Source organism: Mycobacterium sp. NTMscope_MAC_12 (genome assembly GCF_976985675.1).
In genome coordinates, this window is record NZ_CDRJYY010000001.1 from 3,993,311 (window position 1) to 4,009,529 (window position 16,219).

Annotated in this window: 15 protein-coding genes; 14 read left to right on the plus strand and 1 reads right to left on the minus strand. The window is 68.8% G+C overall.

Annotation, left to right across the window (positions count from 1 at the left end):
- The first annotated feature begins 69 nt into the window (after positions 1-69).
- Positions 70-1,245 (plus strand): PPE family protein, encoded by a 1,176-nt coding sequence (locus tag AC0KS4_RS18415; protein ID WP_238956605.1) that lies wholly within the window; start codon positions 70-72, stop codon positions 1,243-1,245.
- A 48-nt stretch (positions 1,246-1,293) separates the two neighbouring features.
- Positions 1,294-2,382 (plus strand): PPE family protein, encoded by a 1,089-nt coding sequence (locus tag AC0KS4_RS18420; RefSeq protein ID WP_238956606.1) that lies wholly within the window; start codon positions 1,294-1,296, stop codon positions 2,380-2,382.
- Between the two features lie 7 nt (positions 2,383-2,389).
- Here AC0KS4_RS18420 and AC0KS4_RS18425 read toward each other — a convergent pair whose 3' ends face one another.
- Positions 2,390-2,737 (minus strand): hypothetical protein, encoded by a 348-nt coding sequence (locus AC0KS4_RS18425; protein WP_225326416.1) that lies wholly within the window; start codon positions 2,735-2,737, stop codon positions 2,390-2,392.
- A gap of 33 nt (positions 2,738-2,770) precedes the next feature.
- Between AC0KS4_RS18425 and hisN the strand changes: the two genes are divergently transcribed.
- From hisN to AC0KS4_RS18485, 12 genes are all read left to right on the plus strand, one after another.
- Positions 2,771-3,553 (plus strand): histidinol-phosphatase, encoded by a 783-nt coding sequence (hisN, locus tag AC0KS4_RS18430; RefSeq protein ID WP_238956607.1) that lies wholly within the window; start codon positions 2,771-2,773, stop codon positions 3,551-3,553.
- Positions 3,554-3,634: 81 nt separating this feature from the next.
- Positions 3,635-5,032, plus strand: coding sequence for an acyl-CoA dehydrogenase family protein (locus AC0KS4_RS18435; RefSeq protein ID WP_238956608.1), 1,398 nt, complete (start codon positions 3,635-3,637; stop codon positions 5,030-5,032).
- Positions 5,033-5,075: 43 nt separating this feature from the next.
- Positions 5,076-6,281, plus strand: a complete 1,206-nt coding sequence (locus tag AC0KS4_RS18440) for an acyl-CoA dehydrogenase family protein (protein ID WP_225326413.1) — start codon at positions 5,076-5,078, stop codon at positions 6,279-6,281.
- Positions 6,282-6,335: 54 nt separating this feature from the next.
- On the plus strand, positions 6,336-7,334 hold the full coding sequence (locus tag AC0KS4_RS18445; RefSeq protein WP_225326412.1) for an acrylyl-CoA reductase family protein: 999 nt from the start codon (positions 6,336-6,338) through the stop codon (positions 7,332-7,334).
- Positions 7,335-7,356: 22 nt separating this feature from the next.
- Positions 7,357-8,328 carry an NADPH:quinone oxidoreductase family protein gene (locus tag AC0KS4_RS18450; RefSeq protein WP_225326411.1) on the plus strand — a complete coding sequence of 324 codons (972 nt, stop codon included), beginning with the start codon at positions 7,357-7,359 and terminating at the stop codon, positions 8,326-8,328.
- Between the two features lie 153 nt (positions 8,329-8,481).
- A complete protein-coding gene (locus tag AC0KS4_RS18455; protein ID WP_238956609.1) occupies positions 8,482-9,576 on the plus strand; it encodes a homogentisate 1,2-dioxygenase in 1,095 nt (364 codons plus the stop codon).
- Positions 9,576-10,763 (plus strand): alpha/beta hydrolase family protein, encoded by a 1,188-nt coding sequence (locus AC0KS4_RS18460; protein ID WP_238956610.1) that lies wholly within the window; start codon positions 9,576-9,578, stop codon positions 10,761-10,763. The genes AC0KS4_RS18455 and AC0KS4_RS18460 overlap by 1 nt, the downstream gene beginning before the upstream one ends.
- A gap of 71 nt (positions 10,764-10,834) precedes the next feature.
- On the plus strand, positions 10,835-12,040 hold the full coding sequence (locus AC0KS4_RS18465; RefSeq protein WP_238957358.1) for a CaiB/BaiF CoA transferase family protein: 1,206 nt from the start codon (positions 10,835-10,837) through the stop codon (positions 12,038-12,040).
- Complete coding sequence (locus AC0KS4_RS18470) at positions 12,037-12,945, plus strand: hydroxymethylglutaryl-CoA lyase (RefSeq protein WP_238956611.1); 909 nt, start codon at positions 12,037-12,039, stop codon at positions 12,943-12,945. Before AC0KS4_RS18465 ends, AC0KS4_RS18470 begins: the two co-directional genes overlap by 4 nt.
- Before the next feature lie 14 nt (positions 12,946-12,959).
- Positions 12,960-13,583, plus strand: coding sequence for a TetR/AcrR family transcriptional regulator (locus tag AC0KS4_RS18475; RefSeq protein ID WP_225326407.1), 624 nt, complete (start codon positions 12,960-12,962; stop codon positions 13,581-13,583).
- A gap of 10 nt (positions 13,584-13,593) precedes the next feature.
- On the plus strand, positions 13,594-14,832 hold the full coding sequence (locus AC0KS4_RS18480; protein WP_238956612.1) for an acyl-CoA dehydrogenase family protein: 1,239 nt from the start codon (positions 13,594-13,596) through the stop codon (positions 14,830-14,832).
- Positions 14,829-16,214, plus strand: coding sequence for a phosphotransferase family protein (locus AC0KS4_RS18485; protein ID WP_238956613.1), 1,386 nt, complete (start codon positions 14,829-14,831; stop codon positions 16,212-16,214). The genes AC0KS4_RS18480 and AC0KS4_RS18485 overlap by 4 nt, the downstream gene beginning before the upstream one ends.
- Positions 16,215-16,219 lie beyond the last annotated feature (5 nt).

Sequence of the window (16,219 nt, forward strand, 5' to 3'; positions counted from 1 at the left end):
CGCCGGTGCGGCGACGCCGGCGCCAGCGGCGTTTGTCCGCAAACCGCACTTTGAGGGGATGTCTCCACCATGGATTGGGCTTTTCTTCCACCAGAAATCAACTCCGCCCGGATGTATACGGGGCCCGGAATGGGCTCGCTGTTGGCCGCGGCGGGAAGCTGGGACGCGCTGTCGGCCGAGCTGAGTTCGGCCGCCGAGGGCTACGAATCGGCACTCTCGGGCCTGGACCTGCAATGGCGCGGTCCCGCAGCGCAGGCGATGGCGTTCGCGGCCGCCCGCTACGCGGAATGGCTACAAGCGGCCGCCGAGCAGACCCGGCAGACGGCCTTGCAGGCGCGGACGGCCGCGGCCGCCTATGAGCAGGCCTATGCGATGACGGTGCCCCCACCGGTGGTCACCGCCAACCGCGCGCTGCTGGCGTCGCTGGTGGCGACGAACATCGTCGGCCAGAACACCGCGGCCATCGCGGACACCGAGGCGCAGTACGCCGACTATTGGGCCCAGGACGCCGCCGCCATGTCCGGCTACTCCGTGTCCTCGGCGGCCGCGACCCGGTTGCCGCAGTTTGCGCCCGCGAACAACTCCACCAACGAGTCCGGGGTGGGCGCCCAGAAGGCCGCCGTGACCGCGGCCAACACCAACGCTGCCGCCAACAAGGCCGTCACGCAGAGTTTTTCACCGTTGTCCACGCAGCAAACGGGCAACACCTACAACTACTACGGCGACATCTATGACTTGTCCGATACGACAGCGGCGGCCGGCGGCAGACCGTTCTTTGCGGCCCTCGACGCCATTCAGGGCACCGGCGTCGGCTTCAGCGCTCCCTACAACATGGAGCAGTTCGTATCCGGCATCATCGGGGCCGAGAACAATTTGGGCATTCTCGCCAAACCCTTGGCCGCTGCCCCTGCCCTCGCGGCCCCCGCGCTCAGCAGCACCACAACGAGTCTCGGCGGGGGTCTCGGCGGAGGGCTGGGCAACGTCACAGCGACCCTCTCGCACGCCGGATCGATCGGGCCGATGTCCGTGCCGGCAAGCTGGGCCGCCCCCACGAGCACCCATATCTCGCCGTTGGAACCGGCCGGTTTCACCACGCTGCGGGGCACCGAGGAGCCGGTAGCGTCCGGTTATCCCGGCTACCCCGGCATGCCAGGTGGCGGCGCCTCGCGATCCGTCGGAGCGGGTGTCCCGCCCCGCTATGGCGTGCGGCTCACGGTGATGCCACGCCCGCCGGCTGCCGGGTGACGTGCCGCGAGCAGAGTCGCTGCACGCAGCTGATAGCGCTGTAAGACAATGGATTTCGGCCTTCTTCCACCAGAGGTGAACTCTGCCCGCATGTACGCGGGCCCCGGCTCGGGCTCGTTGTTGGCCGCCGCGGGAAGCTGGGACTCACTGGCGGCCGAGTTGAGCATCACGGCCGCCGTGTACGAATCGGTGCTGGCTGGCCTGACGGGCCTGTCCTGGTACGGGCCCGCCTCCCAGGCGATGGCGGCCAGCGCCGCCCCTTACGTGGGATGGCTGCACGCGACCGCCGAGCGCGCACAGCAGACGGCCATCCAGGCCAGGGCGGCGGCAGCAGCCTACGAGCTGGCGCGCGCCATGACCGTGCCCCCGCCCGCGGTCGCGGCCAACCGCACCCAATTGGCGACGCTGGTGGCAACGAACTTCTTCGGGCAGAACACCGCCGCGATCGCGGCGAACGAGGCCCAGTACGCCGAATACTGGGCCCAGGACGCCTCCGCGATGTACAGCTATTCCGCCAGTTCTGCTGCAACGGTGCAGTTTTCGCCGTTCTCTGCCCCGCGCCAAGCGACCACTCAGGATGGGGTGACAGCGCAGCAGGACGCCGTCACGCAAGCTACCGCCAATGCCGCGAACTCGAATGCGGGCCCGGGCTCGCAGCTGTTCGCGTTTTCCAGAAGGGACGGATTCGCGCGAATCCTGGACACCATCCAGGGGGCCCAGGTCGCGTTCCGATCAATCTTCACCACGGAGGGGTTCAACGCCGGAATCATCCAGGCCGACAAGAACTTGGGCATCTTGCCGAACCTCGCGGCGGTTCCGGCCGCGCTCCCGAAGGTGCCCGCGCTCAGCGGTGCCGCCTCCGGTCTGGGGAACGTCAATGCGGTGCTCGCCCGCGCCGGCCGGATCGGCTCGATGTCGGTGCCCGCGGGCTGGGCCGCCGCGGCCGGGGGCCCCGCCACGGCGGTGCCCGGCGGCGGCTTGTCCGGCCTGCCGGCGACCGAGGCGATAGCCCGCACCGGGCCCGCCACCGCCGGCATTCCCGGAATACCTGGGGGGAGAGTCTCGCGGGCCGCGCTTGTGGTGCCCCGCTACGGCGTTCGCATCACGGTCATGACACGCCCACCCGCGGCCGGCTGAGGCGCCCCTAGCCCGGCGGTGGCTCCTGCGGCGCGGGTGGTTCCGGCGGTGCGAATTTCCAGTTGTCCGGATTCTTCGACGAATACAGCACCGGAAACAGTTGACCAATGGTCGGCCATTGATTCACGTCGACGGCCATGCGCTGATACACCGCGTGTTCGTTGACCGAGGGGCCGTTGATCACCCCGGCGATGGTGACGAACTGCTCGCCGGTCGCGTCGGGCCGCGGGCTGATTCCGGTCACCAGCAGGGTGCCGCTCAGCAGCTCACCGCGGGGGCCGCGCGGGACGAACCGCTGGACCAGAAATACCGCCAGCACCGCGACCAGCAGGAGCAGCAGTCCGAATTCCCACACCCCGCCATGGTAGGGCCGTGATAAGACTGCGCCATGGGTTCCGACGATCTGGCGCTGGCACTGGCGCTGGCCGACCGCGCAGACTCGTTGACCTCCTCCCGCTTCGGGGCGCTGGACCTGCGCGTCGACACCAAACCGGACCTGACGCCGGTGACCGATGCCGACCGCGCCGTCGAAACCGAGCTGCGCGAGGTGCTCGCGCGCGAACGGCCGGATGACAGCATCGTCGGCGAAGAATTCGGCGGAGACACCGCCTTCACCGGGCGGCAGTGGATCATCGACCCGATCGACGGCACCAAGAACTTCGTCCGCGGCGTGCCGGTATGGGCGAGTTTGATCGCGTTGCTGCACGACGGCGTCCCCGTCGTCGGCGTGGTGAGCGCCCCGGCGCTGCAGCGCCGGTGGTGGGCTGCGCAGGGCCACGGCGCGTTCGTCGCGATCAACGGCGCATCACCCCGTCGGATATCGGTTTCCTCAGTGGCGCAACTGAATTCGGCCAGCCTGTCGTTCTCCAGTCTGTCCGGGTGGGCGCAGCTCGGCGTGCGGGACCGCTTCATCGCGCTGACCGATGCGGTGTGGCGGGTGCGCGCGTTCGGCGACTTCTTGTCCTATTGCCTGGTGGCCGAGGGGGCGGTCGACATCGCCGCCGAACCGGAAGTGTCGGTATGGGATCTCGCCGCGCTGGACATCCTGGTGCGCGAAGCGGGCGGGACGCTGACGGCGCTCGACGGCACCGCGGGCCCGCATCACGGCAGCGCCGTGGCCACCAACGGCCTGCTGCAGCGGCAGGTGCTCGGCAGCCTCACTGTGAATTAGTTAACAAGTGTTCTCTGTGATCTTACTCCGGAGTAAGATTGGCTCTATCCGCTTGCCCGACAAACCTGAGGCCGCTGACCCATGACCGATTCCGGTTCACCACAAACAACCTCCCGCTCCCGCGCGAAACGGCGCGACCATAAGTCCGCGGTCGGGTTGCAACCGCACAAACGCACCGGCGTCGACATCGCCATCGCGCTCATCACCCCGCTCGTCGGTCAGGAATTCCTGGACAAATACCGACTGCGCGACCCGCTCAACCGCGCCCTGGGCTACGGCACGAAGACGATCTTCTCAACGGCCGCCACGACCTCTCGTCAGTTCAAGCGGGTCCAGAATGTGCGCACCGGGCCGACCCGACTCAAGTCGAGCGGCAAGGACTATTTCGACCTGACGCCCGACGACGAGCAGAAGATGATCGTCGAGACCCTCGACGAATTCGCCGAAGAAGTGCTGCGGCCCGCGGCGCACGACGCCGACGAGGCGGCCACCTACCCCCGCGACCTGATCACCAAGGCCGCCGAACTGGGCATCACGGCGATCAACATTCCCGAGGATTTCGACGGCATCGCCGCGCACCGCTCCAGCGTGACCAACGTGCTGGTCGCCGAGGCACTCGCCTACGGCGACATGGGTTTGGCGTTGCCGCTGCTGGCGCCGGGAGGCGTGGCCTCCGCGCTGACCCATTGGGGCAGCGCCGATCAGCAGGCCACCTACCTGCCGGAGTTCGCCGGCGAGAACGTACCGCAGGCCTGCGTGGCCATCGCCGAACCGCAACCGCTCTTCGACCCCACCCGGCTGAAGACGACCGCGGTGCGCACCCCGAGTGGCTACCGCCTCGACGGGGTGAAGTCGTTGGTGCCGGCCGCGGCCGACGCCGAGCTTTTCATCGTCGGCGCCCAGCTCGACGGCAAGCCGGCCCTGTTCATCGTCGAATCGTCGGCGAAAGGCCTCACCGTGAAAGCCGACCCCAGCATGGGGCTCCGCGCGGCGGCCCTGGGCCACGTCGAGCTCTCCGGGGTGTCGGTCCCGCTGGGCGCGCGGCTCGGCGAGGACGACGCGTCGGATCAGGATTACTCCGAGGCGATCGCGCTGTCCCGGCTGGGCTGGGCGGCGCTGACGGTCGGCACGTCGCACGCCGTCCTCGACTACGTCGTCCCCTACGTGAAGGAACGCGAGGCCTTCGGCGAGCCGATCGCGCATCGCCAGGCGGTGGCCTTCATGTGCGCCAACATCGCCATCGAATTGGACGGGCTGCGGCTGATCACCTGGCGCGGCGCGGCACGCGCCGAGCAGGGCCTGCCGTTCATCCGCGAGGCGGCGCTGGCCAAGCGGCTCGGCGCCGACAAGGGCATGCAGATCGGACTGGACGGTGTTCAGCTGCTCGGCGGCCACGGCTACACCAAGGAGCACCCGGTCGAGCGTTGGTACCGCGACCTGCGGGCCATCGGCGTCGCCGAGGGTGTCGTGGTCATCTAGCAGTCATCTAAGTCGTTAACCCATTCGAGCTGAAAGTTCAATCATGGCAATCAATCTGGAACTTCCCCGCAAGATGCAAGCGGTGACGACCAAGACGCATCAGGGCGCCGCTGAGTTGATGCGGCCGATCGCCCGCAAGTACGACCTCAAGGAGCACGCGTACCCGGTCGAGCTCGACACCCTGTTCAGCCTCTTCGAAGGCGCTTCGGAGTCATTCGAATTCGCCGGGGCGAACGCACTGGGCGGCGAGGACGAAGAGCGGGACAAGAACCACAACGGCGCCAACATGGCCGCACTGCTCCAGACGCTGGAAGCCAGCTGGGGCGACCTCGCGATGATGCTCTCGGTCCCTTACCAGGGGCTGGGCAACGCCGCCATTTCCGCGGTCGCCAACGACGAGCAGCTGCAACGCCTCGGCAAGGTCTGGGCGGCGATGGCGATCACCGAACCCGGCTTCGGGTCGGACTCGGCGGCGGTCGCGACGACCGCCACCCTGGACGGCGACGAGTACGTGATCAACGGCGAGAAGATCTTCGTCACCGCCGGGTCGCGCGCCACCCACATCGTGGTGTGGGCGACGCTGGACAAGTCACAGGGCCGCGCGGCGATCAAGTCGTTCGTCGTGCCGCGCGAGCACCCCGGGGTCACGGTCGAGCGGCTCGAGCACAAGCTGGGCATCAAGGGTTCCGACACCGCCGCCATCCGGTTCGACAATGTCCGCATCCCGAAGGAAAACTTGCTCGGCAATCCCGAAATCGAGGTCGGCAAGGGCTTTGCCGGTGTCATGGAGACCTTCGACAACACCCGCCCTATCGTCGCCGCCATGGCCGTTGGGGTGGGCCGCGCGGCCCTGGAGGAAATTCGCAAGATCCTCACCGACGCCGGCGTGGAGATCTCCTACGACCGGCCGTCGCACGCCCAGAGCGCTGCGGCGGCGGAGTTCTTGCGGATGGAAGCCGACTGGGAGGCCAGCTACCTGCTGTCGTTGCGGGCGGCCTGGCAGGCCGACAACAAGATCCCCAACTCCAAAGAAGCGTCGATGAGCAAGGCCAAGGCCGGCCGGATGGTCACCGACGTCACCCTCAAGTCCGTCGAATTGGCCGGCACCGCAGGTTATTCCGAGCAGACCCTGCTGGAGAAGTGGGCGCGCGACTCCAAGATCCTGGACATCTTCGAGGGCACCCAACAGATCCAGCAGCTGGTGGTCGCCCGCCGATTGCTCGGCCTGTCGTCGGCCGAGCTCAGGTAGCGCCCGCGTTCAGCCCACTCGCGGGTTTTCACGCGGTGAGGTTAGCGTCGAGGAATGGACACGTTTCACGCGCTTGTCGCGCGCCAACATGGTGACCGGATCACCGCATCGGTCGAGACACTTCGTCCCGACGACCTGCCGCCCGGGGACGTGACGATCCGGGTCCTGTATTCGAGCGTCAACTACAAAGACGCCCTGGCCTTGACGCCCGGCGGCGGCGTGGTGCGCAACTATCCGGTCGTCCCCGGCATCGACCTGACCGGCGAGGTCGTGGAGTCGACGTCGGCCGACTTCGCCGTCGGCGACAACGTGCTGGCCCACGGCTATTTGATCGGCACCGGCCACCACGGCGGCTACGCCGAATACGCACGGTTACCGGCCGACCAGGTGGTGGCGCTCGGCGCATTGAGTCCACACGAGGGCGCGGCGATCGGAACCGCGGGCTTCACCGCGGCGATGAGCGTGCAGGCGCTGATCGACTGGGGCATTGCGCCCGACGCCGGCGCCATCGTGGTCACCGGGGCCACCGGCGGAGTCGGCTCGGTCAGCGTGGACCTGCTGGCGGCCGCCGGGTACCGCGTCGTCGCCTCGACCGGAAAGGCCGACGCCGCCGAGCGGCTGAAAGCCCTTGGCGCCGCGGAGGTTATCGGCCGCCTGCCCGCCGATCCCGACGCCAAGCCGCGCGCGCTCGGCAAGGCGCGCTGGGCCGGCGGGGTGGATTGTGTGGGTGGGGCGACGCTCGCCGACGTGCTCAGCACCATCGACTACGGCGGCGCGGTGGCGGCCAGCGGTCTCACCGGGGGTCCGGCCCTGCACACCACGGTGATGCCGTTCATCCTGCGCGGTGTCGCGCTGCTGGGAATGGACTCGGTGCTGATGCCCATCGGGCGGCGGCGCGCGCTGTGGGGCCGGCTGGGTGATTCGTTGCGGCCGCGTCACCTCGACTCGCTGGTGAGCGATGTCGACGTGAAGGACGTCGTCGGGGTGATCGATCAGGTGCGCGCCGGCAAGTTCTCCGGCCGGGCCGTGGTGCGGGTCGCGGGCGGTTTTTGAGCCGGCAGTAGGCTCTGCTGGCATGCGCGCGGTACGGGTGACTCGGCTCGATGGTCCAGACGCGGTCGAGTTGGCCGACATCGACGAACCGACGGGCGACGGGGTCGTCGTCGACGTGCACGCCGCCGGGGTGGCGTTCCCGGACGCGCTGCTCACCCGCGGCCTGTACCAATACCGCCCGGAGTTGCCGTTCGTGCTCGGCGCCGAGATCGCCGGCGTGGTCCGCTCGGCGCCCGAGGGCGCGCACGTGCGTCCCGGCGACCGGGTCGTCGGCCTCACGATGCTGTCCGGCGGCATGGCCGAGGTCGCGATCTTGGCCCCGGACCGGGTGTTCAAGCTGCCCGACAACGTGAGCTTCGAGGCCGGCGCCGGCCTGCTCTTCAATGACCTCACCGTGTACTTCTCGCTCACCGTGCGGGGCCGGCTGCAGCGCGGTGAGACGGTGCTCGTCCACGGCGCGGCCGGCGGCATCGGGACCTCGGCGCTGCGGCTGGCGCCGGCGCTGGGGGCCTCGCGCACCATCGCCGTCGTCAGCACGCAGGACAAGGCCGACATCGCCACGGCCGCCGGCGCGACGGACGTGGTGCTGGCCGACGGGTTCAAGGACGCGGTCAAGGAGTTGACCCACGGCCGCGGCGTCGACATCGTCGTCGATCCGGTCGGCGGTGACCGGTTCACGGATTCCCTGCGCTCGCTCGCCCCCGGCGGACGGCTTCTGGTCGTCGGATTCACCGGCGGGGAAATCCCCACCGTCAAGGTCAACCGATTGCTGCTCAACAACATTGACGTTGTCGGCGTCGGTTGGGGCGCGTGGGCGGGGACGCATCCGGGCGCGCTGGCCGAGCAGTGGGCCGGACTCGAGCGGCTGCTCACCTCCGGGGAGCTGGCCCCGCCCGAGCCGGCGACCTATCCGCTGGCGGAGGCCGCGGCCGCGGTCGCCTCGCTGGAGAACCGCACCGCCAAGGGCAAGGTCGTGCTGCGCGTCCGGGGTTGACGGAGACGCCTGTGGCGACTGTGACTCACGCGGGACGGGGACGACGACGGCCTCGCGACAACGCCGATGCCGCCCTTGTGTCCGACCAAAACAAAAAGTAATGTCACTTTCAGTTTTGTGACCGCCGAGCTTGGCCCATCGGAGGAGCCGTCCATGGAATCCTTTGTGCACCTGCGGAAAGGCCGAACGCCACGCCGCCTGCATGCCGACCTCGACGGGCTCAAGGACGACGAGCTGGGCCGCGGCGGATTCACCGGCCGCACCGCCAACCTCTATCGGCGCAACGATCCCACCGCCTACCGATCGGTCGGCCCGCTGCGCCCCCTCGACGTGCTGTCCAGTGAGCTCAAGCCGGCTGACGCCACGGACGCGGGCGGCGGGCCGCTGCTGATGTTCAGCAACGACGACTGCCGAATTCTGTTGAGCCGCCGCCAAGAGCCGATGCCGTTCTATGCCCGTCACGTCGACGGCGACCTGCTGTGCTTCGTTCACCAGGGCAGCGGCCTGGCCGAGACCGAGTTCGGGCCGCTGCGCTACCGGGAGGGCGACTGGCTGTACATCCCGAAGGCATGCACCTGGCGCCAGCTGCCCGACACCGCGACGACGATGCTGATGATCGAGGCCAGCGACGAGTTTCGGATACCGCCACCCGGCGCGCTGGGCCGCCACTTCCCCTTCGACCCGTCGCAGGTGGTCATCCCCGAGCCGGCCCCCGCCGACGAGGGCGATTCCGGCGGCGAGTACGAGGTCCGGCTCATCCATGATGGCGGCCCGACAACGCTGTTCTACCAACATAATCCGCTCGACGTCGAGGGATGGCGCGGTGACAACTTCGCGTTCACGTTCAACATCGCCGACTACAACGTCGTCACCTCCGACAGCGTCCACCTGCCGCCGACCGTGCACCTGTTCATGCAAGCCACCGGCGTCTACGTGATGAACTTCCTGCCCAAGCCCGCCGAAGGCATCCCGGGCACCGAGCGCACACCGTGGTATCACCGCAACGTCGACTACGACGAGATCGCCTTCTTCCACGGTGGCTCGCTCTATGGCATCCCGATGCCGCCCGGCCTGATTTCGCATGCGCCGCAAGGGGTTCACCACGGCGCACCGGAGAAGGCGCGCGAGCGGGCGCGCCGCAAGTTCGACGAGTACTCCCGCGTCGACTGGCAGGTGATCGCCATCGACACCCGCCGGCGGCTGACCCCGTCGGCCGAGGTACTGGCCCACGACCTAGGACAACATTGATGACCCGCGCCGTTAAGCACGAGTACGACCGCATCCCCTATCTCGTTGCCTTCCAGAACAATTCGGGTGTCCGGGACGTCTACGGCGGCCTGGCCGAGATCACCGTGCTGGAAAGCTACCTGCTCAAGCCGAAGGACAAGCCGTCGGACACGGTGCTGGTGTTCATGCACCCGATCGGCGGCGGCGCCTACCTGCCGATGATCAATGCCCTGGCCCGGGCCGGTCATCACGTCATCTACTGCAACAGCCGCTTCCGCGGCACCGACTCGGCGCTGCTGATGGAGAAGGTGGTCGAGGATCTCGGCGAGTGCATCAAGGACGCCAAGAAACGCCTGGGCTACTCCAAGGTGGTGCTCGCCGGATGGAGCGGCGGCGGTTCACTGTCGGTGTTCTACCAGCAGCAGGCGCAGAATCCGACCATCACGTCCAGCCCGACCGGTGACGGACCCGACCTGACCAAACTCGACCTGCCCCCGGCCGACGGCATCATGCTGCTGGCCGCGCACATCAGCCGGCACGGCACGCTGACCGAATGGCTGGACGCGTCGATCCTCGACGAATCCGACCCCACCCAGCGCGATCCCGAGCTTGACCTGTACAACCCCGACAATCCGAACCAGCCGCCCTACAGCCAAGAATTCCTGGCCCGGTACCGGCAGGCGCAGATCGACCGCAACCGTCGTATCACCGCGTGGGTCATGGAAAAACTGGCCGAGCTGAAGGCCGCCGGCCGGCCGGACGACGAGTTCGGGTTCGTCGTGCACGGCACCATGGCCGACCCGCGGTGGCTGGACCCGACCGTCGATCCCAACGAACGCGCCCCGGGGACGTGCTACCTGGGGGATCCTCAAGTGGTGAACATGAGCCCCGTCGGGTTGGCCCGATTCTCCACGTTGCGCGGCTGGCTCTCGCAGTGGAGCTACGACGACGCCCGCGGCGACGCGGTCACCTGCGGGCCCGACATCGCGATCCCGGCGCTGGTGATCGGTAACCTCGCCGATGATGCCTGCACGCCCAGCCACACCCGGCGGCTCTTCCAAGCGATCGGGCACCCCGACAAGGAGATGCACGAAATTCCCGGCGCCACACACTATTACGCCGGACCCGACCAGCGCGAGGCGTTGCGCACGGCCGTCACCATCGTCACCGACTGGCTGGTCCGGCACGACTTCGTGAGCGCCGAGTGACTTCCGCCGGCGACGATGCAGAGCGCAGCGATGAGGCGGGGGCACCTCCCGCTTGCGGGGGAGAGCGGCGCATCGATGTAGCGGGTCCGCTCGACGGCGTCCGGGTCCTCGAACTCGGCACGTTGATCGCCGGCCCCTTCGCCGGCCGCCTGCTGGGCGACATGGGGGCCGACGTCATCAAGGTGGAACTGCCCAAGGCCCCGGACCCATTGCGCACCTGGGGCCAGGCCGAAGTCGATGGGCAGCACGTCTTTTGGACGGTGCATGCGCGCAACAAGAGGGCCATCACCCTCGACCTGCGCCACCCCCGGGGCCGCGAACTGTTCTGTGAGCTCGTCGAGAAATCCGACATCGTGGTGGAGAACTTCCGCCCCGGCACCCTGGAAAAATGGAACCTCGGCTACGACGTGCTCAGTCAACGCAATCCGGGCATCATCCTGGTGCGCGTGTCCGGCTACGGGCAGACCGGACCCGACGCCTCCAAGGCCGGCTACGCCTCGGTCGCCGAGGCGGCCAGCGGACTGCGACACCTCAACGGTTTCCCCGGCGGCCCGCCACCGCGGCTGGCGCTCTCGCTCGGGGACAGCCTGGCCGGCATGTTCGGCGCCCAGGGCGCGCTTGCCGCGCTGTACCGCCGCAGCATCACCGGGCGCGGCCAGGTGGTCGACGTCGCGCTCACCGAATCCTGTTTGGCCGTCCAGGAATCCACGATCCCCGACTACGACGTCGGCGGTGTGGTGCGGGGACCGTCGGGCACCCGGCTGGAGGGCATCGCCCCGTCCAACATCTACCGCAGCGCCGACGGCTCGTGGGTGGTGATCGCCGCCAACCAGGACACCGTCTTCGCCCGGCTGTGCAAGGCCATGGGGCGCCCGGAGCTGGCCACCGACGACCGGTTCGCCACGCACGTCGCACGCGGCCGCAACCAGGACGAGCTCGACAACATCATCGGCTGCTGGGCCGCCGAACGCCAACCCGGCGAGATCATCGAAACCCTTTCCGCGGCAGGCGTGATCGCGGGGCCGATCAACACGGTCGCCGAGGTCGTCAACGACCCGCAGCTGCGGGCCCGCGACATGCTGATCGAGCACTACGACCAGCGGCTGCAACGCAATGTCCTCGGGCCCGGCATTGTTCCCGTGCTCTCGGAATCTCCGGGCCGGCTGCGCAACGCCGGTCCCGCGCGACCCGGCGAGCACAATGACGACGTCTACACCGGGTTGCTGGGCAGGACCGCCGAGGAGCTCGAGGAGCTGCGCGCCGAGGAGGTACTGTGACCGCCCAGCACGTCGATATTCGCGAGGTCTCTCTGCGCGACGGCCTACAGATCGAGACGCCAATCCCGTTGCCGGCCAAGCTCGAACTGCTGGCCGCGGTCGCGGCCACCGGGGTCCGCGAGGTGGAGGCCACCGCGTTCGTCTCCCCGACGAAGGTGCCGTCGATGGCCGACGCCGCCGAGCTCGCCGCCCATCTGCACGACTACCCCGACATCGAATTCTCCGCGCTGGTCGCCAGCCCCAACGGGGCCAAGCGGGCCGTCGCCGCGGGACTGCGCTCCATCGAGTACGTGGTGGCCGCCGACGACACGTTCAGCCAGGCCAATGTCGGGCGCACCAGCGCCGAGGCCACCAAGGCGATCGACGAGATCGTCGCCATCGCGCACGACGGCCCCGCCCCCCGGGTCAGCGTCGAAGTGGTGATCGCCACCGCGTGGGATTCGCCGTTCGAAGGCCCCACCCCGCCGCAGCGGGTGCTCGACATCGCCGCGGCCGCGCGCGAGCGCGGAGTCGACCGTCTGTCGATCGCCGACACGATCGGCACCGCCACCCCGGGCCGCGTGAGTTCGCTGATCGCCCAACTGCGTCCGGTGATCGGGGACATGCCGCTGGGCGGTCATTTCCACAACACCCGCGGCTCCGGGCTGGCCAGCGCGTACGCGGCGGTCAGCTCCGGGGTGACCCGGCTCGACGCCTCGGTCGGCGGCCTGGGCGGCTGCCCCTTCGCGCCGGGCGCAACGGGCAACATCGCCACCGAGGATCTGGTGTACCTGCTGCGCGACAGCGGTATCGGCGTCGACGTCGACCTGGATGCCGCCATCGCCGCGGCCGCCGTGGCGAAGTCGTTGGTGGGCCACGATCTGCCGAGCGCCCTGTTGCGCGCCGGCGACCGACCGAGACATTGAGTGCGGGGGAACTGATGTCCGCCCCGGAGGCAACCCGCGAGCTGACCGCCAAAGGCCGCCAAACCAGGCAGGCCCTCGAGCAGGCCGCCCGTAAGCTGTTCGCCGAACGGGGCTTTCACGGCACCACGTTGGCCGACATCACGTCGGCCGCCGGGAAATCGCCGGCGGTGTTCTACCGCTACTTCACCGACAAGGAAGATTTGTTGGCGGCGCTGGCGGAATCGTTCCTGCATGAGGTGGTCACACCGTCGGGGTTGAGCGTTCACCTGCCGGACTCCCCCGACGACGACGCGTTCTTCACCTCGGTGGTCACCGGTTACTGGAACATGTTCAAACAGAACATCGGCATCATGATCGCGGTGGCCCAGCTGGCCGCCACCCAGCAGCGCTTCGCCGCCGTGCAAAACGAATTCCGGCGCTTCGGCATGGATCTCGTGGCGGCCTCGGTGCGCCGCGCCCAGGATCAGGGATACGGCGCCGAGCTGCATCCCCAGCACACCGCGGCGGCCATCGCCTTGCTCTTCGAGAACTTCACCACCGTCTTCGTCGGCCCCTCCAACCTCGGCATCAAGATCAGCGACAAGGACGCCATCGCCACCCTGTCGACGATCTGGAAGAAAACTCTGTACGGCGCGTAAGGAGATACTTGTGGATTTCACGCTGCCCGAACACCTTCCGGGTGTGCTCGCCGAGATGGACGAGTTCATCGAGGCGGAGATCAAACCGCTGGAACGCGAGAACATCCAGTATTTCGACCAGCGCCGCGAGCACGCGCGCACCGATTGGGACAACGACGGCATCCCGACCCGCGAGTGGGAGGACCTGCTCGCCGAGATGCGCAGGCGCGCCGACAGGGCGGGCTGGCTGCGCTACGGCTTGCCGGCCTCGCTGGGCGGCCGTGACGGCAGCAACGTCGACATGGCCGTCATCCGGGAACACCTGGCGCACAAGGGCCTTGGCCTGCACAACGATCTGCAGAACGAGTCGTCGATCGTCGGGAATTTCCCGCAGGTGATCATGATGGAGCGCTTCGGCACCGATGAGCAGCGCCGGGTGTGGTCGGAGGCGCTGATCACCGGGGAGCGTTCGATGGCGTTCGGGCTGACCGAGCCGAAGCACGGCTCGGACGCCACCTGGCTCGAAACACGCGCCGAACGTGACGGCGACAGCTGGGTGATCAACGGCTCCAAGCGATTCAACACCGGCGTGCACCGCGCAACCCACGATCTGGTCTTCGCACGCACCTCCGGTGAGCCCGGGGGCGCGCGCGGCATCACGGCGTTCCTGGTGCCGACCGATACACCCGGATTCAACGTTCCCTACTACTGGTGGACGTTCAACATGCCCACCGACCACGGCGAGGTCGAGCTGACCGACGTTCGGGTGCCCGCGGACGCGGTGCTCGGCGAGGTGGATCGCGGCCTGGAGGTGGCGCAAACCTTCCTGCACGAGAACAGGATTCGACAGGCCGCCAGCAGCCTGGGCGCCGCGCAGTACTGCATCGACCGCGCCGCGGAATACGCCGGCGGCCGAACGGTGTTCGGCAAGCCGCTGTCGGTCAACCAGGCCGTGCAATGGCCGCTGGCCGAATTGCAGACCGAGGCGCAGATGGTGCGCCTGCTGGTCCAATACGCCGCCTGGCATTTGGACCGCGACCACCACATGGAGGTCTCCGACAAGGTGTCGATGGCGAATTACCGCGCCAACCGGCTGGTCTGCGACGCCGCCGATCGCGCCATGCAGATCTTCGGCGGGCTCGGGTACAGCCGGCACGAACCGTTCGAGCACATCTACCGACACCACCGTCGTTACCGGATCACCGAGGGCGCCGAAGAGATCCAGATTCGCCGGGTGGCGCAGCGGCTGTTCAAATTCGGCCGAAAATGATGCACGACGAGACGGCCGAGCTGACGGCCAAACTCGCCGCCGTGCTCACGTCGGCCATCGGCGCCGACACGGCGGTCGAGAACCTGCGCGCGCTGACGGGCGGCGCCAGCCGGACCACCTGGGCTTTCGAGGCCGTCACCGGCGGGCAACGCCGCTCGCTGATCTTTCGCACCGGGCCGCCCGACGACGTGCATGCCGGCATGGAACTCGAGGCCCGGTCACAGGCCGCCGCCGCGGCCGCGGGCGCGCCGGTCCCCCACGTCCTGATCGCCGACAATTCGCCTGCCGCACTGGGCAATCCGTTTCTGATCTGCGACGAGATCAAGGGCGAGACCATCGTGCGGCGCATCCAACGCCAGCTCGACGCCGCCGACGGGCAGGCGGGCCGCGCCCGATTGCTGCAGCAGTGCGCGCGGGCGGCGGCCGCCATTCACCGCGCCGACCCCCACGTTGCCGGGATCACCCACGAGGACCAACTCGACGAATGGCGCCAGCGCCTCGACGACATGGGCGACACCACCGCCACCTTCGAATGGGCGTTTCGCTGGCTGGGCGCCCACCGGCCCGAACCGTCGCCGACGGTGCTGGTGCACGGCGACTTCCGGATGGGCAACCTCATCGTCGACGGATCGAACCTTGCCGCGGTGCTGGATTGGGAGCTCGTGCACGTCGGCCAGGCGTACGAAGACCTGGCGTGGTTCTGCATCCGGGCCTGGCGATTCGGCGCCCCGGCCGGCCTCGGCGCCGGCGGCCTCGGCAGCATCGAGAGCTTCCTGCGGGCCTACGAGCAGGCCAGCGCAACTACCGTCGACCGGGTGGCGTTTCACTGGTGGCTGGTGCTGGCCACGCTGCGCTGGGGTGTCATCTGCCGATTCCAGGCGGAACGGCATCTGAGCGGCCAGCACCGTTCGGTCGAGCTGGCCACCATCGGGCGGCGCGTCTGCGAGACGGAGTGGGACCTGCTCAGCCTGCTCGCGCCCGCCGACGATGCGCGCCGCGCGGCGGCGCGAGGAGGAGGCGGGCAATCGGGGCCGGGCCGCGCCGTGATCGGCGCGCACGGCCGCCCGCTGGCGGCCGAACTCGTGGCCGCGGTGGCCGAATTCCTGGAGACCGACGTGCGGTCGGCGACCGACGGCCAGGTCAACTTTCACGCCAGGGTGGCGGCCAACGCGTTGCGCATCGTCGAGCGCGAACTGCTCGACGACAACGAGGCCGAATCCCGCGCGGCGCTGTCCGGGTTGGGCGTCGCCGACGAGGAACAGCTTGCCGCCGCGATCCGGTCCGGCGAGATGGACGCCCGAGCGGCCGACGTCACGGCCTGCCTGCGAACCCTGGTACGGCGCCGGCTCGCCGTCGCCCACCCCGGATACGACAGCGAATAGGAGCC

What these genes read in the sequence shown, in the direction of transcription:
- AC0KS4_RS18415 (WP_238956605.1), top strand. Translation starts at nt 70, where the DNA reads ATGGATTGGGCTTTTCTTCCACCAGAAATCAACTCCGCCCGGATGTAT.
- AC0KS4_RS18420 (WP_238956606.1), top strand. Translation starts at nt 1,294, where the DNA reads ATGGATTTCGGCCTTCTTCCACCAGAGGTGAACTCTGCCCGCATGTAC.
- hisN (WP_238956607.1), top strand. Translation starts at nt 2,771, where the DNA reads ATGGGTTCCGACGATCTGGCGCTGGCACTGGCGCTGGCCGACCGCGCA.
- AC0KS4_RS18435 (WP_238956608.1), top strand. Translation starts at nt 3,635, where the DNA reads ATGACCGATTCCGGTTCACCACAAACAACCTCCCGCTCCCGCGCGAAA.
- AC0KS4_RS18440 (WP_225326413.1), top strand. Translation starts at nt 5,076, where the DNA reads ATGGCAATCAATCTGGAACTTCCCCGCAAGATGCAAGCGGTGACGACC.
- AC0KS4_RS18445 (WP_225326412.1), top strand. Translation starts at nt 6,336, where the DNA reads ATGGACACGTTTCACGCGCTTGTCGCGCGCCAACATGGTGACCGGATC.
- AC0KS4_RS18450 (WP_225326411.1), top strand. Translation starts at nt 7,357, where the DNA reads ATGCGCGCGGTACGGGTGACTCGGCTCGATGGTCCAGACGCGGTCGAG.
- AC0KS4_RS18455 (WP_238956609.1), top strand. Translation starts at nt 8,482, where the DNA reads ATGGAATCCTTTGTGCACCTGCGGAAAGGCCGAACGCCACGCCGCCTG.
- AC0KS4_RS18460 (WP_238956610.1), top strand. Translation starts at nt 9,576, where the DNA reads ATGACCCGCGCCGTTAAGCACGAGTACGACCGCATCCCCTATCTCGTT.
- AC0KS4_RS18475 (WP_225326407.1), top strand. Translation starts at nt 12,960, where the DNA reads ATGTCCGCCCCGGAGGCAACCCGCGAGCTGACCGCCAAAGGCCGCCAA.
- AC0KS4_RS18485 (WP_238956613.1), top strand. Translation starts at nt 14,829, where the DNA reads ATGATGCACGACGAGACGGCCGAGCTGACGGCCAAACTCGCCGCCGTG.